The following is a 21,271-nucleotide window of genomic DNA, read 5'->3' as shown; positions in this document are numbered from 1 at the left end:
AAATATTATATAATTATACATGGGATAAAAGGGGTGGGCATTGTGAAAAAATTTATAATTTCTGTACTTGTGATGATAGCTGCATTTTTTATATCGTATGAGGTGACAATGGGTAAAAACGGCATCATACAAGAAACCTCTAAAGTTGGCAATGATAATCTAAAGCAGATAGCATCGATAGATGATAAAAATGTAAATAATGCTCCGATAAAAATTACCATAAGCGCTGCAGGTGATACGACGCTGGGATCTGACGAAAGCTTTGGCAAAGAGTACACATTTGACGCAGAGTTTCAAAAGCACAGTGGCGATTACGGGTATTTTACTCAAAATGTGAAAAGCATCTTTACAAATGATGACATGACAATAGTCAATTTAGAAGGGACGTTGACAAATGCTTCAAAAGAGGCCGACAAAGAGTACAAGTTTAGAGGCAATCCCATTTATGTAAATATATTAAAAGATGGTGGTGTTGATGCTGTAAATTTGGCCAATAACCATTCTTTTGACTATGGAAGGCAAGGATTTGATGATACAGTTTATACCCTTAAAAAAGCAGGAATAGGCTATTTTGGATATGGGTATAAGTACATAAAGGAAATCAAAGGAATAAAAGTAGGAGTTTTAGGTTATACAGGTTGGAGCTTTCCTGAAGATTTGAAAAAGCAAATAAGAGAAGATATTCAGGATATGAAAAGGCAAACCAATTTAGTCATCGTATGCTTTCACTGGGGTGATGAGGGAAAGTACTATCCCAATAAGATACAGGTAGCATTAGGACATTATGCAGTTGATGAAGGAGCAGATCTTGTTTTGGGCACACACCCTCATGTGATAGAGGGCATAGAAAGATACAATGGCAAGTACATAGTCTATTCTTTAGGCAATTTCATCTTTGGCGGCAACAGAAACCCATCAGACAAAGATGCATTCATCTTTCAACAGTCTTTTACGTTTGATAATTCAAAAAGACTAATCAGTTTATCAAACATGAATTTAATACCTATATCGATTTCCTCTTTAAAAGATCGGAATGATTTTAGACCCGTCATATTAGAAGGCAGCGAAAAAGAAAGGGTATTGAAAAAGATTGCGGATTTATCAAATGAAATTAAATAAAAGAGCAATGTATTGAAATTACACTGCTCTTTTTAAATTTTTAATCTTTTAAAGGCCTATTTTTTTCGTCAACAAATACTACTTTCGGCTTATAAGTTTTAGCTTCTTCATCATCCATCATTGCATATGAAATTATGATCACAATATCACCGGGGACGCAAAGTCTTGCTGCAGCACCGTTTAAACATACAGTGCCTGAATCTTCTTCTCCTTCTATGACGTACGTTTCGAATCTTGCACCGTTGTTGTTATTAACGATCTGCACTTTTTCCCCGGGCAAAATGTCGGCAAGATCCATTAATCTCTTGTCAATAGTTATAGAGCCCATGTAGTTTAGGTTTGCATCTGTGACGGTTGCTCTGTGAATTTTAGATTTCATCATAAATCGCTGCATTATTCATCAACACCCCATAGTAGATTGTCAATCAATCTCGTATTTCCTATATAACATGCAATTGCAATCAATGCTTTATCACCTATAGTGTTTAGGTCATCCAACGTATCAGGGTCAACACATAAGACGTACTGTACTTTACATTGAGGCTCATCTTCTAAAGTTTTTCTCACAGCATCTAAGATTTTTTCTGCACTTCTTTCTCCAGATACAAGGAGTTTTTCTGCTTCTTTTAGTGACTTGTTTAAAATTAGTGCTGCACGTCTTTCCTCATCAGTTAAGTAAGTATTCCTTGAACTTAGTGCTAATCCGTCTTCATCCCTTACTATAGGCGATGCAATTATTTCGACTGGTATATTTAAGTCTTCCACCATTTTCTTTATTACAGCTACTTGCTGAGCGTCCTTTTGGCCGAATACTGCTATATCTGGCGTAAATATATTAAAAAGTTTTGCCACTACAGTGCATACGCCGTCGAAATGTCCTGGTCTATATGCACCGCAAAGCTTGTCTGTGATTTTCCTTACGGTTATTGTCGTAAGCCTTTCGTCTGGATACATTTCTTCTACCGATGGTATAAAAACAAGATCGCAACCTTGATTTTCCAACAGTTTAATGTCCCTTTCAACATCTCTTGGATATTTGTCATAATCTTCGTTTGGTCCAAATTGGATTGGATTTACAAATATGCTGGCACATACGAAGTCCGAATTTTCTTTAGCTTTTTTTATGAGGGAAAGGTGCCCATCATGAAGATAGCCCATGGTTGGCACAAGCCCTATCTTTTTATTTTGCTTCTTTTGCGACTTTATGATTTCTCTGACATCTTGTATCTTTTCAACGACCATCATTTTTCATCACTCTTTCTATTAGCAAATGAGTATTCATCAGTTGGGAAGGATTGATTTTGGACATCTGATATATAGCTTCCTACGGCATCTTTTATTATTTGGCTGATGTTTGCGTACTGCTTTACGAATTTTGGCTTATGCCCCTGTGTAAGCCCCAGCATATCGTGAAATACAAGTATCTGACCATCGCAGTATGGCCCTGCTCCGATGCCTATTGTAGGTATTGACAGAGATTCAGTGATTTCTTTTGCCAGATCCATCGGTACGCATTCTAAGACAAGAGCGCAGATACCGGCATCTTCTAATGATTTTGCATCGTTTTTTAACTTTGATGCTGTTTTATCATCCTTGCCTTGAACCTTGTATCCACCTAATTTGTTTACAGATTGAGGTGTGAGGCCTATGTGACCTACTACTGGAATGCCGGCATTCACGATTGCCTTTACTGTTTCAGCTATTTCGATGCCGCATTCCAGCTTTACGGCTTGTGCGCCTCCTTCAGACAAAAGGCGAGCAGCATTTTTAAGTGCATCTTCTTTAGATATGTTGTAAGACATGAAAGGCATATCAGCCACAACAAAAGCATTTTTTACTGCTTTTGTGACAGCCTTTGTGTGGTGTACCATGTCATCCATTGTGACAGGTATGGTACTATCATATCCTAATACTGTCATGCCGAGAGAATCGCCTACAAGTATAAAATGAATACCGCATTCATCCAATATCTTTGCTGTCGGATAATCATAGGCAGTCAATGCAGTTATCTTTATGCCATCTTTTTTTAATTTCTTTAGAGTAGAAACTGTTATTTTATCATTCATTAAATATCTCCTCCAATTCCGATATTTTCTCATCACTTGAGCCTTTAAAAAGTCTTATTGTGGTATTTCCCATGGCTTTGTATAGTTTTAAAATTTCATCATCGTTTATGTTTTCCACATGTTTTTTGACCGTTTCTATGTCGCATCTGGCAATAGGACCTGACAATGATGCATCACATCCTCTTTCACTTATGTTCTTCAAAGTTCCATTTATAAGCGGTAAAAGCAGATCTGGATGTTTGTCAAAAGGAAATCCAGAAGCTTTTAAAAGTTCATTGGCAGCTTTTACAAGTGTAACAAGGTAATTTGATGCTATGACACATGCTGCGTGATAAAGGGGTTTATTAATGCCATTAATTACTATTGGCTTTGCTCCTATTGCTTTAGTTATACTTATTCCGACATTTACAGCAATGTCATCTCCTTCAATTGTAAAGTAACTTTCGGGAAGCAGAGAGACGGCAGCTTTTATTGATGGGCATGTTTGAATCGGGTGTATGACCATCGTGTGTCCATATTTTTTAAGAGGCTTTAGTACATCAATAGATATTGAGCCGCTTAAGTGGACAAAGATTTTATTGTTTATAATAGATTTGTGTTTCAGGATTTCTTCCACGATAGATTTTATACAGTCGTCTTTTGTGCTTATTATGATTACATCTGATGCGTTTATAATGTCTTCATATTTTGAAAAAGCAGCAGAATTTGTAAGTGATGATGCGTTCAATGATGAATTTACATTTCGACTTAGATATCCAGAGACTTTTATTGAAGAATGTGACAATAAAATACCTAAACCTGTGCCTATTTTTCCTGCACCTATGAAACCTACTTTCATTTAAACAACACTCCCTTCAAATGTGGGAGATAACAAAAAAACCTTCCGCACGGAAGGCATAATACACCATCTTATCTCCCGTCCCGGTCATATGATCCTGGCGAGGTATAAACTTTTAAAATTTTAACATCATGTATGGTTCCACTCGGGATACCATCATAATAAAAATAGCACTTTGATTCGATAAAGTCAAGAAAATTTGCTTGTCTTAAGATTTGTATGGTAAAATTTCATCTAATATAGCAACGAATTTATTGATTGTATACATGGAAAATGGTAAGATTTAATTGTAAAAGATGGATTTAAAATTTAGAATATTACGAATGATTCTGCCGATAGGAAGTGTTAGTTTGGATAAAATAGATAAAAAATTACTTTTTGACAATAATGATGAGATTGAGGCAATAGCAAAAAAATTCAATTTAAAGCTTTTGATTTTGTTTGGCTCTTATGCAAAAGGCTTAAATCATGAAAACAGCGATATAGATCTGGCTTTTGAAAGCTATGAGCTATTATCGTACGATGAAGAGATGAATTTGCTTTTAAATTTATCTTTATATTTTAGAACTGAGAAAGTGGATCTCGTCAATATAAAAAAGGCCGATCCATTGCTTTTATATCAGATTGCAAAATATGGGAAGCCCCTTTACGGCTCATCAGATGATTTTGTGGAATTTAAGTGTTATGCATCTTTCAGATATGCTGATACTCAGTTTTTGAGAGAGCAAAGGAGACAGTATCTGAGAAAAGAAATAGATAAATTGTTGAGGGGTGAATAAAATGGGTGATACATTTCAAGTGATACAAGAAAAATTAGTTAGAATGTTAGAACATATAAATGAGTTAAAGCAGTTGTCTTCGTGTACATACGAGGAATATGTGCATGACATTAAACTGAAATATGCTATTGAAAGGTTATTGCAATTAATAGTAGATTTAGCTTTAGATATAAATAATATGATTCTTGCGTATTTAAAAAGACCGCCTGCTTCGGATTATTTCAATTCGTTTATTGATTTGAGCGAAATTGGAATTCTGGATGTGGACTTTGCGGTTAAGATAGCTCCAGCTTCTGGTTTGAGGAATAGACTAGTGCACCAGTATGAAAAAATTGATGATAAAATTGTGTACAACAGTGTCAAAATGGCAATAGAGGATTTTAGCAAATATGTGGATATAATAAGCAGGTACATTGGCGTATGATAAGCCATGCTGTTTTGATAACGTCCCTCATTGTGGTATAATTCTATTTAAAAATAATATCATACGAAAGAGGGTATTCATTATGGAGAATGCTTTAATTAATAGGGATGAAGCTTATAAGTTATTAAAGGAGTACAACAAAAGTGAAAGCCTTATCACACATGCGTTGGCTGTTGAGGCGGTTATGAGACATTTTGCTGAGCTTTTTGGTGAGGACCAAGAAAAGTGGGGCATCATAGGACTTTTGCATGACCTTGACTATGAGATGTATCCAAATGAGCATTGCAAGAAAGTAAGAGAAATATTAAAGGAGCATGGATGGCCTGAAGAATACATTCATGCAATAGAAAGCCATGGATGGAAATTGTGCTCGGATGTAGAACCGGTACATAAAATGGAAAAAGTTTTGTACACAATTGATGAGCTGACAGGACTTATTACAGCTACAGCGCTTATGCGCCCCAGCAAAAGCATACTTGATTTAGAGGTGAAATCTGTAAAGAAAAAGTGGAAGCAAAAAAGTTTTGCAGCAGGTGTCAACAGGGACGTCATAGAAGAAGGTGCAAAAATGCTTAACATGGACTTAGATAAAGTGATAGAAGAAACCATAATAGGAATGAGAAGTGTAGCGGATGAGATAGGGCTAAAAGGCAATCTGTGATTCAAAAATTTAGAAAATTTTTATTGATTAGAATATGGTAAAGTGGTAAAATATAACTGATTGAAAATTAACAAACAAGTCAAGGAGGGGTTATTGTGAAAAAGTTTGTTTCTTTCTTTTTATCAGTTATGCTGGTTGCAGCTATTCCAGTGTTTGGTTTAGCAGCGCAGCCGTCGCCATCATACATGACGAGACAGGAGTTTGTAAATGATCTTGTAAAGGGATATGGGATTGATTTATCTGGACAGGATATCTCTCAGTATGTGAAAAGCAACCATATATTAGAAGGCGATGGCAAAGGAAATTTGATGCTTTCAGATCCAATCACTTACCAGCAGGTTGCTACCATATTAAGCAGATTTTATGGACTATCGATGATAGATGCGCATCAGATAGAAGGGCCTGAATACGTATATGCCTTAGAAGAAGGCTTGATTCCTCAAGATGTTTCTCTAAATGATAAAGTAACAGAAGATGAAGGGCAGCAGTTATTGTCAAATATATTCGACAATTACGATAAAGTTAAAGATATGATAGATAGCAGCAAGAATTCTACAATGAAGAGTGGCAGCATAAGTGGCAATATGAAAATTGCCATCGGCTTTAACAATGGTGTTGCATTGCCATTTGATACAGTTTCTACACAAGTTTATGCTGATTTCAATTTAGACCAAGGAATCCATGAATCGATTAGCATGACTATTCCAAATGAAGGCTCAATGGATGTAGAAGAGTACATGATGGGCGATAAGGTTTATGTAAAATCACCTGATGGTCAGTGGAGCTATATGACGGTTCCAGGTATGTCAAACATCATGAACTTGGAAAAATTGCAACAACAAAATAATCTCTTCAGCAAAGACGTACTTTATAGATATGCTGGTACAAGCTATTTAAACGGAAAAGCGGTAGATGTGGTATATGCATACACTAAAATTACGGATATGTCAAAAATTGATGATTTAGTAAATGCTCTTGGCCTTGGAAGTATTTTGAATGGTATGAAGTACAGCGATTTAGTCGATGGAGCGTATGGAAGAAGTGTTTATTATATAGACGCAACTACAAATCAGGTGTCTAAGCTTGATATGATTGTAAAAATCGTTTATAAGCAAGGAGCAAAAATTGGAGGAGTCGAGATACCATTGAAATGGGAAATGGTAAGCGGCTCAATGGTTTACTCGAATATAAATGGAAATGTCAACGTGGTGTTGCCTGACGATGCTAAAAACGCGAAAGAGTTGACAGTTCCAGCACAAAATTAATTTGTAAACTATAAAGACCCGGGGAGTCCGGGTCTTTATAGTATGTTTTCAAGTGTCAGCTTCTCATTTGATGGTATGTGGCTATAAAGTTCTTTCAATGTTTTAAGCTCTGATAGGCTTAAATCTTTGTCTTTGGTTTCGATAAAGCTTTTAAGCTTTGAAAGACTCATATCAATGTCGTCTATTTCTCTGTGCTCAACCAAAATTGCCCATTTGTTGCTTACTTTTCCCCAAGTTTTTTCTAAATCATCAGCATTTGTTTTGGCACTCATCCATTTTTCACTCTTTATGTTTTGTTCTATAACTTCAAGCTTTTTTTCCATGCTGTTGGATGAAGTATATAAGTAGTTGTACGAAGCTACGTCTACAAGTATTATTAAGACAGTTATGGCTGCAATCAATGGAATCACGTGCTTCATTTCATGTATCACTCCTTCTTGTAAACTGTCAATACGTTATTGGGGTCAAGTGATGCCAGTATTACATTATCTACGCTGCTTATATTCCACATCTTCAATTGTTCATTAAGCCAATTCATATCCACATTTGCTATTTCCATGTTTTTTTCTATTATTTTTCCGTCTATTATTACAGGAAGAGGTAGTCCTTCGTATTGTGGTGTCAGATTTAAGTCATTAGGTGTTACAGGTCTTTTATCGACTTTTGGTATTACGCTTAAGCAGCCATTTGTCTCCAATATTGCATACTCTACATCTGCAATATTTGGATAGCCCATGACTCTAAGCTCTTCTAAAAGGTCATTTATATTGTATCTTTCTTTTTGAAGTTCTTTTGTCAGGATTTTTCCTTTGTCAATTAGAACTGTAGGCTTTCCACAGATGATTTCGCGACCGTGCAGGCTTTTCATCGACACATACGATAAAAAAAGCTGTGATATAAGCAAAGTAAAAATAGGTATTATGCCTGTTAAAAGTGGTATACCTTTGTTTTGCATAGGTACGGCAACCAGGTCTGCTATCATTATTGCAACAACCAATTCGTACGGCTGCAATTGCCCTATCTGCTGTTTTCCCATTATTCTCATGACGACGACTACCAAGAAATAAAGGATTAACGTGCGAAAAAATATAATAAGCATAAGCCCACCCTTCCATTTAATATGTTCAAATATATTTTGAGAGTATTGATGCAAAATATACACTGTAAAAAGTTTGTTAAATAAAAAATGAGAATGTAAAATTTTCAGTGTTAACGTTTTATGCTAAATTATGATATAGTATGTAAATTTACAAACTGTTATAATATAGATATAGAAAAATAAACGTAGGGGTTGAAATATATGTGTAAGTTATTTGTAACAGATGCCGATGGAAGCCTTTTAGATAGCAATAACAAAATATCTGAAGCAAATATTAACGCCATAAATGAGCTGAGAGAAAAGGGAGTCATTTATACCATTGCCACAGGTAGGATGTTTTCATCAATATTACCATATGCTTTAGAGCTTAGGGTAAATGCACCTGTCATTTGCTTTAACGGAGCTTTGATAAAAGATATTTACACGAAAAAAGTGTACTATTATAACCCGATTCAACCTGATGATGCCATAGCAGTCATCGATGTATTAAAAAGCAGTGGATATCAAGTAAATCTATATATCGATGATAAATTAGTGGTAGAAGAAATGAATGAAAGGGTTGAATGGTATTTGTCGTTTAATACGGTTGAAGTTGATGCTGTTGGTGATCTTGCTGAATACATCAAAAATACGGGAAAAGGCACTGCTAAAATATACGCAATAGGTGACATTAAAAATCCTGCCCCTGTAGATCCGGAAGTTTATGATAAGCTTTCAAAGATAGTTTCTGTTTCCACATCTGGCGGTGGCCATTTGGAGCTTAACGCTAAAGGTGTCAGCAAAGGCAATGCATTGAAGACTTTGGCAAATATGTACAACATTAAGAGGGAGCTTGTTGCTGCTGTAGGAGACAATCTCAACGACTTATCAATGATAGAGTACGCAGGTTTTGGTGTTGCAATGGCAAATGCGCCAGAGCTTGTAAAGATAAAGGCGGATTTCGTCACGAAGTCAAACAATGAAGATGGCATCGCATTTGCGATAAATAGGATTTTTGCAAGGCAACAAATTATAGCCGTTTAAAGACCATAAAACCACCTTTTGCATATAATGTAGTAGGCTTTTTAAATGCCGGAGGTGGTTTTGTGGAACAGTTGATCGTAAAGCTAAGCATTCTTGTGGTCTTAGTTGTAGGCATAATGTACATGGCCATGTCTTTTATACCTTTGTTTGTTTTAAAAGATAGAAAAAAAGATGTTGATGAGGATGAAGACAAGTGATCTTCGTCTTTTTTTGTTGATTTATGAAAAACAATGTAAAATTTTTTCGAAAATCTATTGACAAATTTTCATTAAAAAAGTAAAATATCCATAAGGTATGAGAAAACGATAACTTAGAGGTGGTAAAGAGTGAATGCTACTATTAAAGATGTGGCTAGGGAAGCGAAAGTTTCTATAGCTACAGTGTCGAGAGTTTTAAATAACAGCGCTGTTGTCACTGATGAGACAAAGCAAAGGGTGTTGGATGCCATAAAAAAGACAGGCTATAAGCCAAATGCCTTAGCCAGAAGCCTGAAGATACAGAAGACTCACACGATAGGGCTTATTGTGCCTGATATATCAAGTCCCTTTTATCCTGAAGTTGTAAGAGGCATAGAAGACATTGCCAGCATGTATTCTTACAATATATTTCTGTGCAATACAGACCAAAAAGAAGAAAAAGAGATGAATTATATAGAGATACTTAGCGAAAAGCAAGTTGATGGCATCATATACATGGGCGATATAATTAGAGATTCTGTAAAGCAGCAGCTAAAAGACATTGGTATACCGATTGTCTTAGCAGGTACAGAGGATGCCGAGTCGGAGTTTCCAAATGTAAATATAGACAACAAAAAAGCCTCTTATGATGCTGTCAAATATTTGATTTCTTTAGGGCACAAGAAGATAGGCATGATATCCGGACCTGCTGACGATCCTATTGGAGGCGTACAGAGGACAAATGGATACAAAGAAGCCTTATCTGAAGCGAAAATAAGATTTAAGCCGTCGTTTGTGGTAGAAGGCAGTTTCAAAGCAAGGCAAGCGTACCTTGCAATGTTAAAGCTTTTGGAAAACAATGTTGACGCTGTCTTTGCAGCATCAGACGAGATGGCTGCCGCTGCAATAAATGCCATATTTGACTCTGGATTTAGTGTGCCTGAAGACATTCACGTTATCGGATTTGATAACACGTATCTTTCGTATATGTTTAGGCCTACGATAACTACTATACAAAGGCCTGCATACGATATAGGTGCTGTAAGCATGAGGCTTATGACGAAACTGCTTGCTAAAGAGCCTATTGATGATATGCACGTGGTTTTGCCTCATCAGCTTATCGTCAGAGAATCAACAGGATATGGTGAAGAAAAAAATAGCCTTATTGGCTATTTTTTTCATAGACGATTTTCCCACCGACAATCGTCTTTTTTATCTCTATATTTTCGTCAAAGATTACTATATCTGCGTCATATCCTTCTTTTATAAGGCCCTTTCTGTCATCAACACCTATTACTTTTGCGCTGTTGTAAGACGCCAGTGCGACAGATTCAGGTAGTGATAAATCTGTATTGGATAAAATATTCTTGATAGCCTTGTCTAATGTAAGGGTGCTTCCTGCCAAGACACCGCTTTTTAGCCTTGCAGCACCGTCTTTGACGTATACGTCTTGACCGCCCAACTGATAAAGGCCGTCCCTTAAGTTTGCAGCCATCATTGCATCTGTTACAAGATTTACTTTTTCTTTTCCCTTTAACCTTATAAGCGCCCTTATGGCTGGGAAGACTGAGTGTATTCCGTCAGCGATCACTTCTGCGCTTATGTCGAGATCGAAGACTGCTCCTACTGTTCCTACTTCACGGTGGTGAAATCCTTTCATGGCGTTAAAGACGTGGGTGGCATGTGTTATACCTGCTTTGTATCCTAAAGCTACATCATCATAAGTAGAATCAGTATGTCCAACAGATGCGACGATGTTTTTTTCTTTTAAATAACGTATAAGCTCTAATGCTCCATCAACTTCAGGCGCTATTGTTACAAGTTTCACAATATTTACATATTCGCCGCAAATTTCAGTGAAATTTTCTACTGTAGGTTTTAAAATGAATTTATCATCTTGCGCTCCCTTTTGCTTTGGGTTTATGAAAGGCCCTTCCATGTGTACGCCTAAGATTTCAGCACCTTCAACACGGTCTTTGTTATCAAACACATTTTTTATAGCATTTTTGATTTTGCCTTTATCCTCAGTCATGGTTGTGGGGAGAAATGACGTGGTGCCGTGCATTGCCACAGACTTCGATATTGTATTTATTGCTTCAAAAGTTCCATCCATTGTATCAAATCCGGAAGAACCATGTATATGTATGTCTACAAAACCTGGCGATACGTAGTTTCCTCCAGCATCTATTATGTTGTCGCCATAAAGACCGTTTCCGATAGCGCTTATTTTATTTCCTTCAATCAATACATCTTTGTTACTTACTATATTTCCGCCAATTAATAATCTACCATTTACGATTAGCGTCTTCATATTATCACCTCAATTAAATTTTAGACTTATTTAAACATAAAATCAATTATATACAATTTTCACATAGAATATGATATACTAAAAATGGAGGTATCGGCTATGGAAAACATTTTAATTATCGATGATGAAGAAATGCTTGTAAAAGGGTTGAAGCTATCCCTCATTCAAGAAGGATACTACGTCGATTGTGCCTATGATGGTGAAGAAGGTTTGGAAAAAATAAAAAATGGCAATTATGATTTAGTCATATTAGATTTGATGTTGCCGAAAATCGACGGTCTTACACTTTGCAAAGAGGTAAGGTCATTTTCAAATATACCTATAATAATGCTTACAGCCAAAGGCGAAGATGTGGATAAGATAGTAGGCATTGAGATGGGAGCAGATGACTACCTTGCGAAGCCTTTCAATACGCGGGAATTGATTGCCAGAATCAGAGCCTTATTCAGACGGACAACGACACCTTATGTAAAAAAACACGATGTAATCAAGTTAGGTGATATTACGATAAATGTTCCTGACAAGATAGTCCAGAAGAATGGCAAAGACATCGACCTTACAAACAAAGAGTTTGAATTATTAGTTCTTTTAGCTTCCAATCCGGGAAAGCTTTATTCTAAGGACAAACTGATGGACTTAATATGGGGATTTGATTTCTATGGAGATACGAATACTGTAAATGTCCATATAAGAAAGCTTAGGGAGAAGATTGAAGACGATCCGGCAAATCCAAAGCACATTTTTACAAAGTGGGGCTCTGGCTACTACATGAAATAGGGTGATACGTTGAGTTTAAGGTGGAAGATATTTTCGATTTATTTTATTATCCTAATAGTTTCGCTGGCTTCTACAGGCATTTATCTTTTCAACAATATTTATGAAAGCTACCTTGCAAATGAAAGAGTCACTAATTTGACGCAGGCTAATATGATTGCAAACTTGGTTTCTAAATTTATAGGCGTCTCCTCGTATTTGATTGAGCCTACCATTGTTGACTATGCAAACCAGATTAACTCAAGGATCCTTTTTACTGATGTAAATGGAAAAGTGATAGTTGATTCTGCAGGAAATGGCGGCATTGAAGGTAAAGATATAAATAACTACAGTGATATTAAGTCAGCTTTAAAAGGGACAGGTTCTACAAGCATACACTATATCACAGGTTCTGGTTGGACCATGTATTCTGCTGTTCCTGTGACTATAAAAAATGAGATTGTAGGCAGTATCCTATTATCTACGTCTATTGACGATGTGATGAATTTTTTGTACTCAATTAAAATGCAGATGATATACACATTTACTGCCATAGGTTCTATCGTAAGCATATTAAGCCTCATAGTCGCTGCTTTTATAACTAAGCCTTTAAAAAGGCTTACAGATGCTACAAAGATAATATCTGAAGGCAAATTTGACTACAAAGTTGATGTAAAGGGAAATGATGAAATAGGCAAGCTGGCAGATGCATTTAACGATATGGGTACAAAGCTTATGAAGATAGACGAGGAGAGAAAAAGATTTGTTTCTGATGCATCCCATGAGCTTAAAACGCCGTTGGCGGCAATAAAAGCCCTCGTAGAACCGCTTATATCCAGCGATAATGTCGATATATCTGTGTATAAAGAGTTTTTAAAGGACATAAATTCTGAAGTTGATAGAATGACGAGGCTTGTAAATGAATTGTTGGTTTTGGCAAAGATTGACAAAATACGCTCAATCGAAAATAAAACGGAAAATATCACTGAGATTGCTTACAATGTCATTGAAAACCTTGAAGCTATAGCGGATCAAAAAGGTGTTTCACTGATATTTGAAAACGAGAAAAACATTTTTGCAGATGTTGATGCAGATAGATTTTACAGAATGATATACAACGTCGTGGAAAACGGCATAAAGTACACTCCAAGTGGCGGCTCGGTTAAACTGACTCTTGATTCAGACGATAAAAATGTCTACATCACCATATCTGATACAGGCATAGGAATAAGTCAGGAAACTCTACCTAAGGTGTTTGAAAGGTTTTCCAGAGGCGATACGGCAAGATCTCAAAAGACGGGAGGTTTTGGATTGGGTTTGGCCATAGTAAAGGAGATTGTGGATTTGCATAAAGGACACATAGACGTTAAAAGCACTGTCGGTGAAGGCACCGTTTTTTACATAACGATTCCGGTTAAAAACATTTAAATAAAAATTTATTAAATTTTAAGGTTCTGTTAATACAGGTGTAATAAAAATGTTGTATCATATTTTTAGGAGGGGATAACAATGAAGAAGGCGTTTTTAGTCTTGATATTGATCGCTGCAATTTCTTTGTCAGGTTGCTTTACAAACACGAAAACTAAGACGGAAAAAAATGCCCCTATAAGTCCGAAATCTACTGTTCAAGCTGTTAAAGAAGTTTCACTGTATTTTTTAAATAGCAAGATGTCAGGATTGAATATGGAAGTAAGAAGCGTATCCGAAAATGCGGACTTACTGAAACAGGTGATAAATGAGTTGATGAAAGGCCCTAAAGACCAATATTCAAAGCCGATAATTCCTGACAACACAAAGCTTTTATCGGTTCAGTTGAAGGATACTACGGCTTATGTCAATTTTTCTAAAGATTATACATCTTCAACAAGTATCGATGGGACTACGGCAAAGTACATGGTTGCTGCACTTGTAAATACACTTACTGGGCTTCCAAATGTAAACAGTGTCCAGATTTTAGTGGAAGGCAACAAGATAGATTCACTTTATGGTTACAAAATAGGCCTTGACCCATTGAGTAGGATTGTGCTTACAGGAGAAGTGTACATTGATAAGGACAGGGTAAAAAAGCTTCAGGAGAGTACGTCATTTGGAAAGGATTCATGGAGACTTGATCCGATGAAAGTGATACAAGAGGAAGGCGGTGTTGTTGGATTTTCGCCTGATGACGATTTTTCATTGGAATCTAAAAAGGGTGGAATTGCACTCATAAATGCTATCCATGACAATAAGTCTTATCTTGTGACACTTGTCCAACCAGAAGGCGATAGAGAAGGGAATATATGGGTTATAAGTGATGTTAAGCCGAAATTTACGAAGATACCTGAAGCAGACCCTACAAAAGGAGAGACATTCATATATGGCATCGTAAAAGCCATCAATTACGATACGAGAGTCGTTACGATAGAGCGGGAATACCAAGATACAAATGATATAAACAATGTAGCAGGTCCAGATATTAAGGTATTGCCAAATGCTATAATACACCGCCAGTCAAAGATCGGCTACGACAGTCAAGGTGGTTACCAGTATTCAGAGACAGACATGGATTTTACAGATATAAAAGTAGGTGATGAGCTTGGCATGATTTTGACGAAAAACAAAGAAGCGCGGGCTGTGATTGATTCTGACAAAAACACGATCACATCCTACAGCAGCCAAGAGGCAAACATAATCGTGCTGTCGCCTATGAGAAACAACAGCGTGACAAGCCCTATAAAAGTGGTAGGAAAGGCCAGAGTTTTTGAAGCTGTTGTGAATATAAGACTGTTAGATTCAAATGGCAATATATTGACGCAGACGTCTGTGCAGGCAAGTGCGGGTGCACCATCTTGGGGAGATTTTCAGGCAGACATACAGTACAATCCATTATCAACACCACAAGATGGCACATTACAGGTATTTTCATTAAGTCCAAAAGATGGCTCTGTTCAAGATCTTGTATCAATACCATTGTACCTAAAGTAAAAAAGATTAGCTCTGACTTACGTCAGAGTTATTTTTTATGGCTGCTTTCAAATAAAAAGCTCTATGTACGCTCATGGCGATGACTTCTGCCATCTCAAACACGAATCCAAGCCTTGTATTATGTACAGGTATTATGTCAAAGGCGTCAATCACGCCTATTATAGATATGTCGCCGACAGCAGGCAATACTTTTCCTACTCCTTTACCTGGATATATTGGCGATTTTTTTATGGATATTTTACCTATGTTGTCCTTATCTCCAAGACAAGCATCAACAGCAATGATGTTGCTGTATGGGTGCTTTCTTTTTATGTGTGCGATGTTTTCTTCAAGGTTCATTGCATGTATCGGATTTTTTAATGTTCCATATACGCTTATGCCGCTGGTCATTTTTGATAACATGTCTCCTACAATAGGGCCTAACGAATCTCCGATGCATTTATCGGTACCTATGCAAAGTATCACAGAATCAAAGTTTATCTGATCTGCTAAATACGCCGACATGAGATTGATGGCGTTTTTGTCGTCATATCTAACCCGCAATTCATCCATAAAATCTTCCTCCAAAATTTGTATTAAATGCAGTTAAGGATGAAATAATAAAAGTATTCGAAGGGAGTGTTTTTTGGTGAAGAAATCAATCTGTAGCATTGGGATCGTCGTCGCTATTACGGCTGCCAGTATTATATTTATGCTTGATGCTTTTATAAAAGAACAGCCACCTCCAAATGAAGTCTTAAAACCAGAGAATGAAAGTACATACTACTCATCTACGGATAAAATCAATCAAAATGAGTTGCAGGTACCTGTTTTCAATACCACTCCAAATTTGAAAGAAAATGAAGATAAATCGGCAGCAGATAATGAAAAAAGCGATAAGAAAAATTCGGATAAAAAGAACGGTGAGGAAAATGACATAAGAAAATTTGATGAAAAATCGCTGGATAAATTAATCCAAGAGAGGAACAGAAATTTTACAAATATAAACGGCAACAACAATTCAAAAGAAAGCAGTGAAAATTCAAACTTGAATAGAATAGTTGTGACGCCTGAAAAAATATTAAGTGTTCAAAGAGAGATGGATTTTGCAACAAAATCTAAGGCTATAGGCATATTGATGAAATTAGGCCCATCAGGTATAGGCGAGATCATGAAAATGTCTCAAGATGGTGTGACAGCAGAAGAAAGCTACGAGATGATGGATATACTTAAAAAGCACCTGTCAGAAAATGACATAGATTTTTTAAAGAGTGTGGTAGAAAAGTATTTTGATGAGAAAAATACATCAAAGTAAAAGATGCGCTAAAAGCGCATCTTTTACTTTGTAAACAAATTTTTATCTTGATAGTAAATGTCTTTTCCATTTACCATTATTGAAATGTATCTGGCGTCATTGTATATGTCCATACTACCACTGCCATTATTTGTTCCATAATTAGATATATACCTTATGTTGTCATTCAATGTCGTATAAAAAGGCGTATCTCCGTTGTATATTATCCATACGTTTTTACCTGTATCTTCTCTGAATTTTTGCAGTGTATCCTCAAACAGTTGAGCTTCTTTTGTATCTTTGAACCCATCGGAGCCCCATACAGGTTTTGGCAAAACTACAAATAGATTATCTCCTTTTACGCTGTTTAATGTGTTTAAAAACCAACTCCACTGATCCTTATTTGATGATAGCAAACCACCATTAGTATCATCTAACATGATAAATGTCGAATTTCTAAAGTCATATACTTCATAAGAATTACCTGCTTTTATATAAGGAATCGTAAGTGATTTTAAAACTTTGTCATTTACATCCCCTGTGAAAACTACTAAAGGATAGTCTTTATTGGCTATGCTGGCAGCTTTTAAGGAAATTTGAAGCTTCAAAAGCGTATTGTAATCTGTGTCCCCAAATACCATGAATTTAAACGAATCGTTAGTGTTGCTGACGCTTACTTCCTTATTTTTGCTGTCAATAGATTCAAAGTCCAATGGCTTTGGAAGCTGTGACGCATCAAAATCTGATCCTTGCCCCACTTTTACCATTAAATTTCCTACTTTTCCATTTATATTTGCCGATAAAGCACCAGATAGATCGCTATTGGCTGCTTTGAAGACTCCATTTGAGATGGTGCCTACATTGTTGTAGACAGTCCATCTTATGTCTCTGTCTTCTATAGGTGCTCTATAGCCGTTTATGTCTTTGCCTATCACAGATATTGATGTAGTCCCGCCTTTATCGACATTGACCGAATAAGGCGTAAATCTTATGTCTGCTATAGCATCTAAAGCCTTTATTTTCAATGTACCAGTCACATTGCCTACTCTTGCTATTATTACGCCATCACCCGCACTTTGAGGCATGAATTCATTTCCATCAAATTTTCCTGCTATGCCGCTTATTGAAAATGATACGGAGTTTTGATCGATTTTTACTGGTTGATAATTTGCATCATATCCTTTTACAATGATTGCTCTGTGGGTGCCTACAAAGACATTTGGGCTATCTGCTTCAACTTTTATAGCGTATAGATTTCCTGTTGGTGCTGTGTTAAATACTCCAACGCCGTTGGCTACATTTCTTTCGAAACCAGGAACTTCATTTTGGAGCTTTGCTTGACTATCTCCTAAAGGTCTTATGGCCATTTGAGTTGAGCCGCCGCCGTCTAAGTTCATAGCTTCATAAGCGCCTAAGCTTAGCATAAGCTGCGCTAATTCACTTTCTGTCATTCCTCTCGTGTTGGCGTTGTCAACTGTTGCTATTATTACATGCTTCTTATCTTCAGTATAGCCTATAGCTGTCCTTGCGTATATGCCGTCTACATTGTCGGTAAATTGCGACGGTATTGAACCGTTTTGTACCAAAATGGTTCCTCCGCTTACAGCCATCTTAAAGTTGTCAAATGGAGGGTCTGTAGAGATATTTTTGATGACTTTATCTCCTTGCTTTAGATTTAAAAGAATCTTTGCGACATCACCTGTTGCATCTATAGAATAGCCTCCATCGGGAATTGCTACAGGACCTTCACCCTGTCTTACCTCCAAGACGCTGTTGTTTTTGTCAACTAATACTTCAACAAGGTCTTTATAGCTATCGCTTAGACCCGGTGTCTCATCATTCCAGTCCTTTGTAAATATGACGCAAGATGTACCACTGCCTATGGAACCTACGTTGTTTAAAGCACTTACTGGAACTTGACTGCCGTCAGGTAGTGTTATGCTAAGAGAAGTGCTTTTCCAATATCCTATTGATGGAACATTGTTTTTATCTATGGCAAATGTGGCGTAATTCCCTTGATAGTATGGGACAGTTAAAAGATTTCCGTCTTTAACTGATGCTCCTACGATAAACCCTTGCTTCGTGTCAAAAAAATCGCCATTTACTGCGGCTATAGCACCGTTTCCATTTGCCATGTCTTCTACATCCATTCTGTCTTTAAAACCAGATGGATTAAAAATGGTGGATATTGATGTGTTACTGTCGCTTAAGTCCACATCCAAAACATTGATATTGATGAAACCATCTGTCGTAAAATATGTAATGTTTTTTTCTGTAACACCTTTACTTAATATTTGCTGGCTTTCATTTGAAGTTATTACGGTGTAAGCATCTGCAGCAATACCATTCATAAAAACCGATGAAAAAATGATTATTGAAGATATACACATGCTTATAGCTTTTCGGTACTTCACGAAAATCCCTCCTATGTACTTACTATGTACTTAGCAATTGTTCTTTAAAACTTATCTTCGGCAATTTAGCGCGGTTGATAAATTTTCCATACCTATACAACCATATTGTACCTTTTGTATATTACAGCCGTGTTACAATTTCATAAAATAAAAATAAAAACTAATATTATTATTGCCTAAATTGTGTATAATGATTATAAAAGATAAATGGAGCATAAGCGAAAGATATTGAAAAAATGCCAAATTAACTGATGGAAACCGGCTAAAATGAGGAATAATAAATCTTGTGAAATTGATAGATTTCAACTATAATCAAATATGTCGCGAGACGCCGGGGTGTAGCGCAGTTGGTAGCGCACGTGCTTTGGGAGCATGGGGTCGGGGGTTCGAGTCCCTCCACCCCGACCATTATTGGTCGTATAGCTCAGCTGGGAGAGCACCTGCCTTACAAGCAGGGGGTCATAGGTTCGAGCCCTATTGCGACCACCATTTCTATTTGTGAATATTTTTTCTCATTAAAATAAAATAATCATGGAGGGATACCCAAGTGGCTAAAGGGGGCAGACTGTAAATCTGTTGGCTGGTGCCTTCGATGGTTCGAATCCATCTCCCTCCACCATGAATACAAGGCTAAAGGGCCTTTTTTTATTTTGCCTTTCAAGATTTCCTTATCATAATGATTTTTAAAGACATCGATAAAAAATTTCCCAAATCCTATTGACATAAAAAATAATTGATGTATAATAATACTTGTGAAGGGAAAATAGTTATTAATAGAAATAAAATATTAATAGCTTATCCAATGTATGATTGACTAAGAAGAATAGATGAGAGGTGTGTACATATGTCGTTGGTAGGTAAGAAAGCTCCTGAATTTAAGTTAGACAGCACAAAAGGTCAAATATCCTTAAGCGATTATAAAGGTAAATGGGTAGTGCTTTTCTTTTATCCACTTGACTTTTCGTCAGTATGTTCGACAGAAATACCTGAGTTTAACAGGATGAAACCTGAGTTTGACAAGCTCAATGCTGAGCTATTAGGTATCAACACAGATAGCGTTTATTCACACAAGGCATGGATAGATAGCCTCGGTGGTGTTGATTTTCCGCTTTTATCTGATTACAACAAAGAAGTCACGAAGCAGTATGGAATACTTATTGAAGATGCTGGCATAGCATTAAGAGCTGCATTCATCATTAACCCTGAGGGAATTGTTGATTACGAAGTTGTACATGAGCCAGTAATCGGCAGAAATGTCGATGAAATATTGAGAGTGCTTAATGCACTTCAAACAGGTCATGCTTGTCCTGTAGGTTGGAAACCAGGGGACAAAGTATTAGATTAAAAAAGGAGGAGATTTTTAAATGAGAGAAATGACGACAAAAAATCTAAGCGATGCATACGCAGGTGAAAGCCAGGCTCACATGAGGTATCAAATTTTTGCTGATGTGGCTGAAAAGGAGGGTAAGCCAAACATAGCAAAGCTTTTTAGAGCCATATCTTATGCCGAATTAGTCCATGCTACAAATCACTATAAGACATTGGGAGAAGTAAAAGACACAGTATCAAACCTTGACAAGGCTATAGCAGGTGAGACATTTGAAGTAGAAGAAATGTATCCAGCATATAAAGCCGTAGCAGATTTGCAGGAGGAGAAATCTGCAGATAAAAGCTTCAACTATGCTCTTGAAGCTGAAAAGTTACATGCTAAGATGTATACAGATGCAAAAGCAGCGGCACTTAAAAATGAAGACATAGCTATTTCTAAAGTGTACATTTGTCCTGTTTGCGGATATACGGCAATTGATACGGCTCCAGAAAAATGTCCAGTTTGTGGAGCTCCAAGAGATAAGTTTGTTGTTTTCTAAAAGGCATAAAACCCCTTCATTATCATATATTAACTTTAAAGTGCTTGACAGTCGTCAAGCACTTTTTCACTTTCTAATTGACTTATTAGTTGTACTGTGATATTATATTTTAAGTTAAATAAGTGAAACTCTTATCAAGAGAGGTGGAGGGAAGAGCCCTGTGAAGCCCGGCAACCTGTCTTACGACAAGGTGCTAATTCTCGCAGAAGTTTACTTCTGAAAGATGAGGGTGGATGTG

At 36.7% G+C, this 21,271-nt stretch carries 22 protein-coding genes, 3 tRNA genes, 1 pseudogene and 1 riboswitch; of the genes and pseudogenes, 17 read left to right on the top strand and 9 right to left on the bottom strand.

Annotated features, from left to right (window positions below):
• Positions 1-42: 42 nt before the first annotated feature.
• Positions 43-1,119, top strand: coding sequence for a CapA family protein (locus BVF91_RS01440; protein WP_085111755.1), 1,077 nt, complete (start codon positions 43-45; stop codon positions 1,117-1,119).
• Between the two features lie 40 nt (positions 1,120-1,159).
• Here BVF91_RS01440 and panD read toward each other — a convergent pair whose 3' ends face one another.
• From panD to BVF91_RS01420, 4 genes are read right to left on the bottom strand one after another with little or no spacing between them, the layout of a single operon-like run.
• A complete protein-coding gene (gene panD, locus BVF91_RS01435; RefSeq protein WP_085111754.1) occupies positions 1,160-1,513 on the bottom strand; it encodes an aspartate 1-decarboxylase in 354 nt (117 codons plus the stop codon).
• The gene (gene panC, locus BVF91_RS01430; protein ID WP_085111753.1) at positions 1,513-2,364 is read right to left on the bottom strand and encodes a pantoate--beta-alanine ligase; all 852 of its coding nucleotides are present in this window, start codon (positions 2,362-2,364) and stop codon (positions 1,513-1,515) included. Before panC ends, panD begins: the two co-directional genes overlap by 1 nt.
• Complete coding sequence (gene panB, locus BVF91_RS01425) at positions 2,361-3,185, bottom strand: 3-methyl-2-oxobutanoate hydroxymethyltransferase (RefSeq protein WP_085111752.1); 825 nt, start codon at positions 3,183-3,185, stop codon at positions 2,361-2,363. Before panB ends, panC begins: the two co-directional genes overlap by 4 nt.
• Positions 3,178-4,023, bottom strand: coding sequence for a Rossmann-like and DUF2520 domain-containing protein (locus BVF91_RS01420; RefSeq protein WP_085111751.1), 846 nt, complete (start codon positions 4,021-4,023; stop codon positions 3,178-3,180). Before BVF91_RS01420 ends, panB begins: the two co-directional genes overlap by 8 nt.
• A 350-nt stretch (positions 4,024-4,373) precedes the next feature.
• Between BVF91_RS01420 and mntA the strand changes: the two genes are divergently transcribed.
• From mntA to BVF91_RS01400, 4 genes are all read left to right on the top strand, one after another.
• Positions 4,374-4,802 (top strand): type VII toxin-antitoxin system MntA family adenylyltransferase antitoxin, encoded by a 429-nt coding sequence (gene mntA / locus BVF91_RS01415; RefSeq protein WP_240495761.1) that lies wholly within the window; start codon positions 4,374-4,376, stop codon positions 4,800-4,802.
• A gap of 1 nt (position 4,803) precedes the next feature.
• Positions 4,804-5,226, top strand: a complete 423-nt coding sequence (gene hepT, locus BVF91_RS01410; RefSeq protein ID WP_085111749.1) for a type VII toxin-antitoxin system HepT family RNase toxin — start codon at positions 4,804-4,806, stop codon at positions 5,224-5,226.
• Positions 5,227-5,308: 82 nt separating this feature from the next.
• Complete coding sequence (locus BVF91_RS01405; RefSeq protein WP_085111748.1) at positions 5,309-5,887, top strand: HDIG domain-containing metalloprotein; 579 nt, start codon at positions 5,309-5,311, stop codon at positions 5,885-5,887.
• A 95-nt stretch (positions 5,888-5,982) separates the two neighbouring features.
• On the top strand, positions 5,983-7,152 hold the full coding sequence (locus BVF91_RS01400; RefSeq protein ID WP_085111747.1) for a DUF6612 family protein: 1,170 nt from the start codon (positions 5,983-5,985) through the stop codon (positions 7,150-7,152).
• 35 nt (positions 7,153-7,187) lie between these two features.
• Here BVF91_RS01400 and BVF91_RS01395 read toward each other — a convergent pair whose 3' ends face one another.
• Positions 7,188-7,571: a DUF4363 family protein gene (locus tag BVF91_RS01395; RefSeq protein ID WP_085111746.1), complete on the bottom strand. Its 384-nt coding sequence runs from the start codon at positions 7,569-7,571 to the stop codon at positions 7,188-7,190.
• Positions 7,572-7,579: 8 nt separating this feature from the next.
• Positions 7,580-8,251: a YetF domain-containing protein gene (locus tag BVF91_RS01390; protein WP_085111745.1), complete on the bottom strand. Its 672-nt coding sequence runs from the start codon at positions 8,249-8,251 to the stop codon at positions 7,580-7,582.
• 201 nt (positions 8,252-8,452) lie between these two features.
• On the opposite strand from BVF91_RS01390, the gene BVF91_RS01385 reads away from it, so the two are divergent.
• The 3 genes and pseudogenes from BVF91_RS01385 to BVF91_RS01380 form a co-directional block, all read left to right on the top strand.
• Entirely contained in the window at positions 8,453-9,274 is an 822-nt protein-coding gene (locus BVF91_RS01385; RefSeq protein WP_085111744.1) for a Cof-type HAD-IIB family hydrolase, read from the top strand.
• Between the two features lie 62 nt (positions 9,275-9,336).
• Positions 9,337-9,471, top strand: a complete 135-nt coding sequence (locus tag BVF91_RS13560; protein WP_274893354.1) for a hypothetical protein — start codon at positions 9,337-9,339, stop codon at positions 9,469-9,471.
• A gap of 129 nt (positions 9,472-9,600) precedes the next feature.
• Positions 9,601-10,611 (top strand): annotated as a pseudogene (locus tag BVF91_RS01380) (LacI family DNA-binding transcriptional regulator); the annotation flags it as partial.
• A 1-nt stretch (position 10,612) separates the two neighbouring features.
• Here the strand turns inward: BVF91_RS01380 and nagA are convergent.
• A complete protein-coding gene (nagA, locus tag BVF91_RS01375) occupies positions 10,613-11,761 on the bottom strand; it encodes an N-acetylglucosamine-6-phosphate deacetylase (RefSeq protein WP_085111743.1) in 1,149 nt (382 codons plus the stop codon).
• Between the two features lie 99 nt (positions 11,762-11,860).
• Between nagA and BVF91_RS01370 the strand changes: the two genes are divergently transcribed.
• The 3 genes from BVF91_RS01370 (at position 11,861) to BVF91_RS01360 (ending at position 15,478) form a co-directional block, all read left to right on the top strand.
• Positions 11,861-12,538 carry a response regulator transcription factor gene (locus BVF91_RS01370; RefSeq protein ID WP_013788657.1) on the top strand — a complete coding sequence of 226 codons (678 nt, stop codon included), beginning with the start codon at positions 11,861-11,863 and terminating at the stop codon, positions 12,536-12,538.
• Positions 12,539-12,547: 9 nt separating this feature from the next.
• Positions 12,548-13,942: a sensor histidine kinase gene (locus BVF91_RS01365; protein WP_085111742.1), complete on the top strand. Its 1,395-nt coding sequence runs from the start codon at positions 12,548-12,550 to the stop codon at positions 13,940-13,942.
• 81 nt (positions 13,943-14,023) lie between these two features.
• A complete protein-coding gene (locus BVF91_RS01360; RefSeq protein WP_085111741.1) occupies positions 14,024-15,478 on the top strand; it encodes a Gmad2 immunoglobulin-like domain-containing protein in 1,455 nt (484 codons plus the stop codon).
• A 6-nt stretch (positions 15,479-15,484) separates the two neighbouring features.
• Here the strand turns inward: BVF91_RS01360 and yyaC are convergent, their stop codons facing one another.
• On the bottom strand, positions 15,485-16,030 hold the full coding sequence (yyaC, locus tag BVF91_RS01355; protein WP_085111740.1) for a spore protease YyaC: 546 nt from the start codon (positions 16,028-16,030) through the stop codon (positions 15,485-15,487).
• Positions 16,031-16,106: 76 nt separating this feature from the next.
• On the opposite strand from yyaC, the gene BVF91_RS01350 reads away from it, so the two are divergent.
• Entirely contained in the window at positions 16,107-16,772 is a 666-nt protein-coding gene (locus BVF91_RS01350; RefSeq protein ID WP_085111739.1) for a hypothetical protein, read from the top strand.
• Positions 16,773-16,795: 23 nt separating this feature from the next.
• Here the strand turns inward: BVF91_RS01350 and BVF91_RS01345 are convergent, their stop codons facing one another.
• On the bottom strand, positions 16,796-19,165 hold the full coding sequence (locus BVF91_RS01345) for a phosphodiester glycosidase family protein (RefSeq protein ID WP_143588956.1): 2,370 nt from the start codon (positions 19,163-19,165) through the stop codon (positions 16,796-16,798).
• A 332-nt stretch (positions 19,166-19,497) separates the two neighbouring features.
• Here BVF91_RS01345 and BVF91_RS01340 point away from each other — a divergent pair.
• From BVF91_RS01340 to BVF91_RS01320, 5 genes are all read left to right on the top strand, one after another.
• Positions 19,498-19,573, top strand: a tRNA-Pro gene (locus BVF91_RS01340).
• 5 nt (positions 19,574-19,578) lie between these two features.
• Positions 19,579-19,654: transfer RNA gene (locus tag BVF91_RS01335), tRNA-Val, on the top strand.
• Between the two features lie 44 nt (positions 19,655-19,698).
• Positions 19,699-19,784 (top strand) — tRNA-Tyr (locus tag BVF91_RS01330).
• 225 nt (positions 19,785-20,009) lie between these two features.
• Positions 20,010-20,510, top strand: a complete 501-nt coding sequence (locus tag BVF91_RS01325) for a peroxiredoxin (RefSeq protein ID WP_085111738.1) — start codon at positions 20,010-20,012, stop codon at positions 20,508-20,510.
• Positions 20,511-20,529: 19 nt separating this feature from the next.
• Complete coding sequence (locus BVF91_RS01320) at positions 20,530-21,033, top strand: rubrerythrin family protein (protein ID WP_014756965.1); 504 nt, start codon at positions 20,530-20,532, stop codon at positions 21,031-21,033.
• A 128-nt stretch (positions 21,034-21,161) separates the two neighbouring features.
• A riboswitch (SAM riboswitch) is annotated at positions 21,162-21,263 on the top strand.
• Positions 21,264-21,271: the final 8 nt, after the last annotated feature.

Origin of the sequence: Thermoanaerobacterium sp. PSU-2 (genome assembly GCF_002102475.1) — a bacterium.
In the GTDB taxonomy this organism is placed as follows: domain Bacteria; phylum Bacillota; class Thermoanaerobacteria; order Thermoanaerobacterales; family Thermoanaerobacteraceae; genus Thermoanaerobacterium.
The sequence above is the reverse complement of the archived record's forward strand: the minus strand, read 5'-3'. Positions and strand labels throughout refer to the sequence as shown.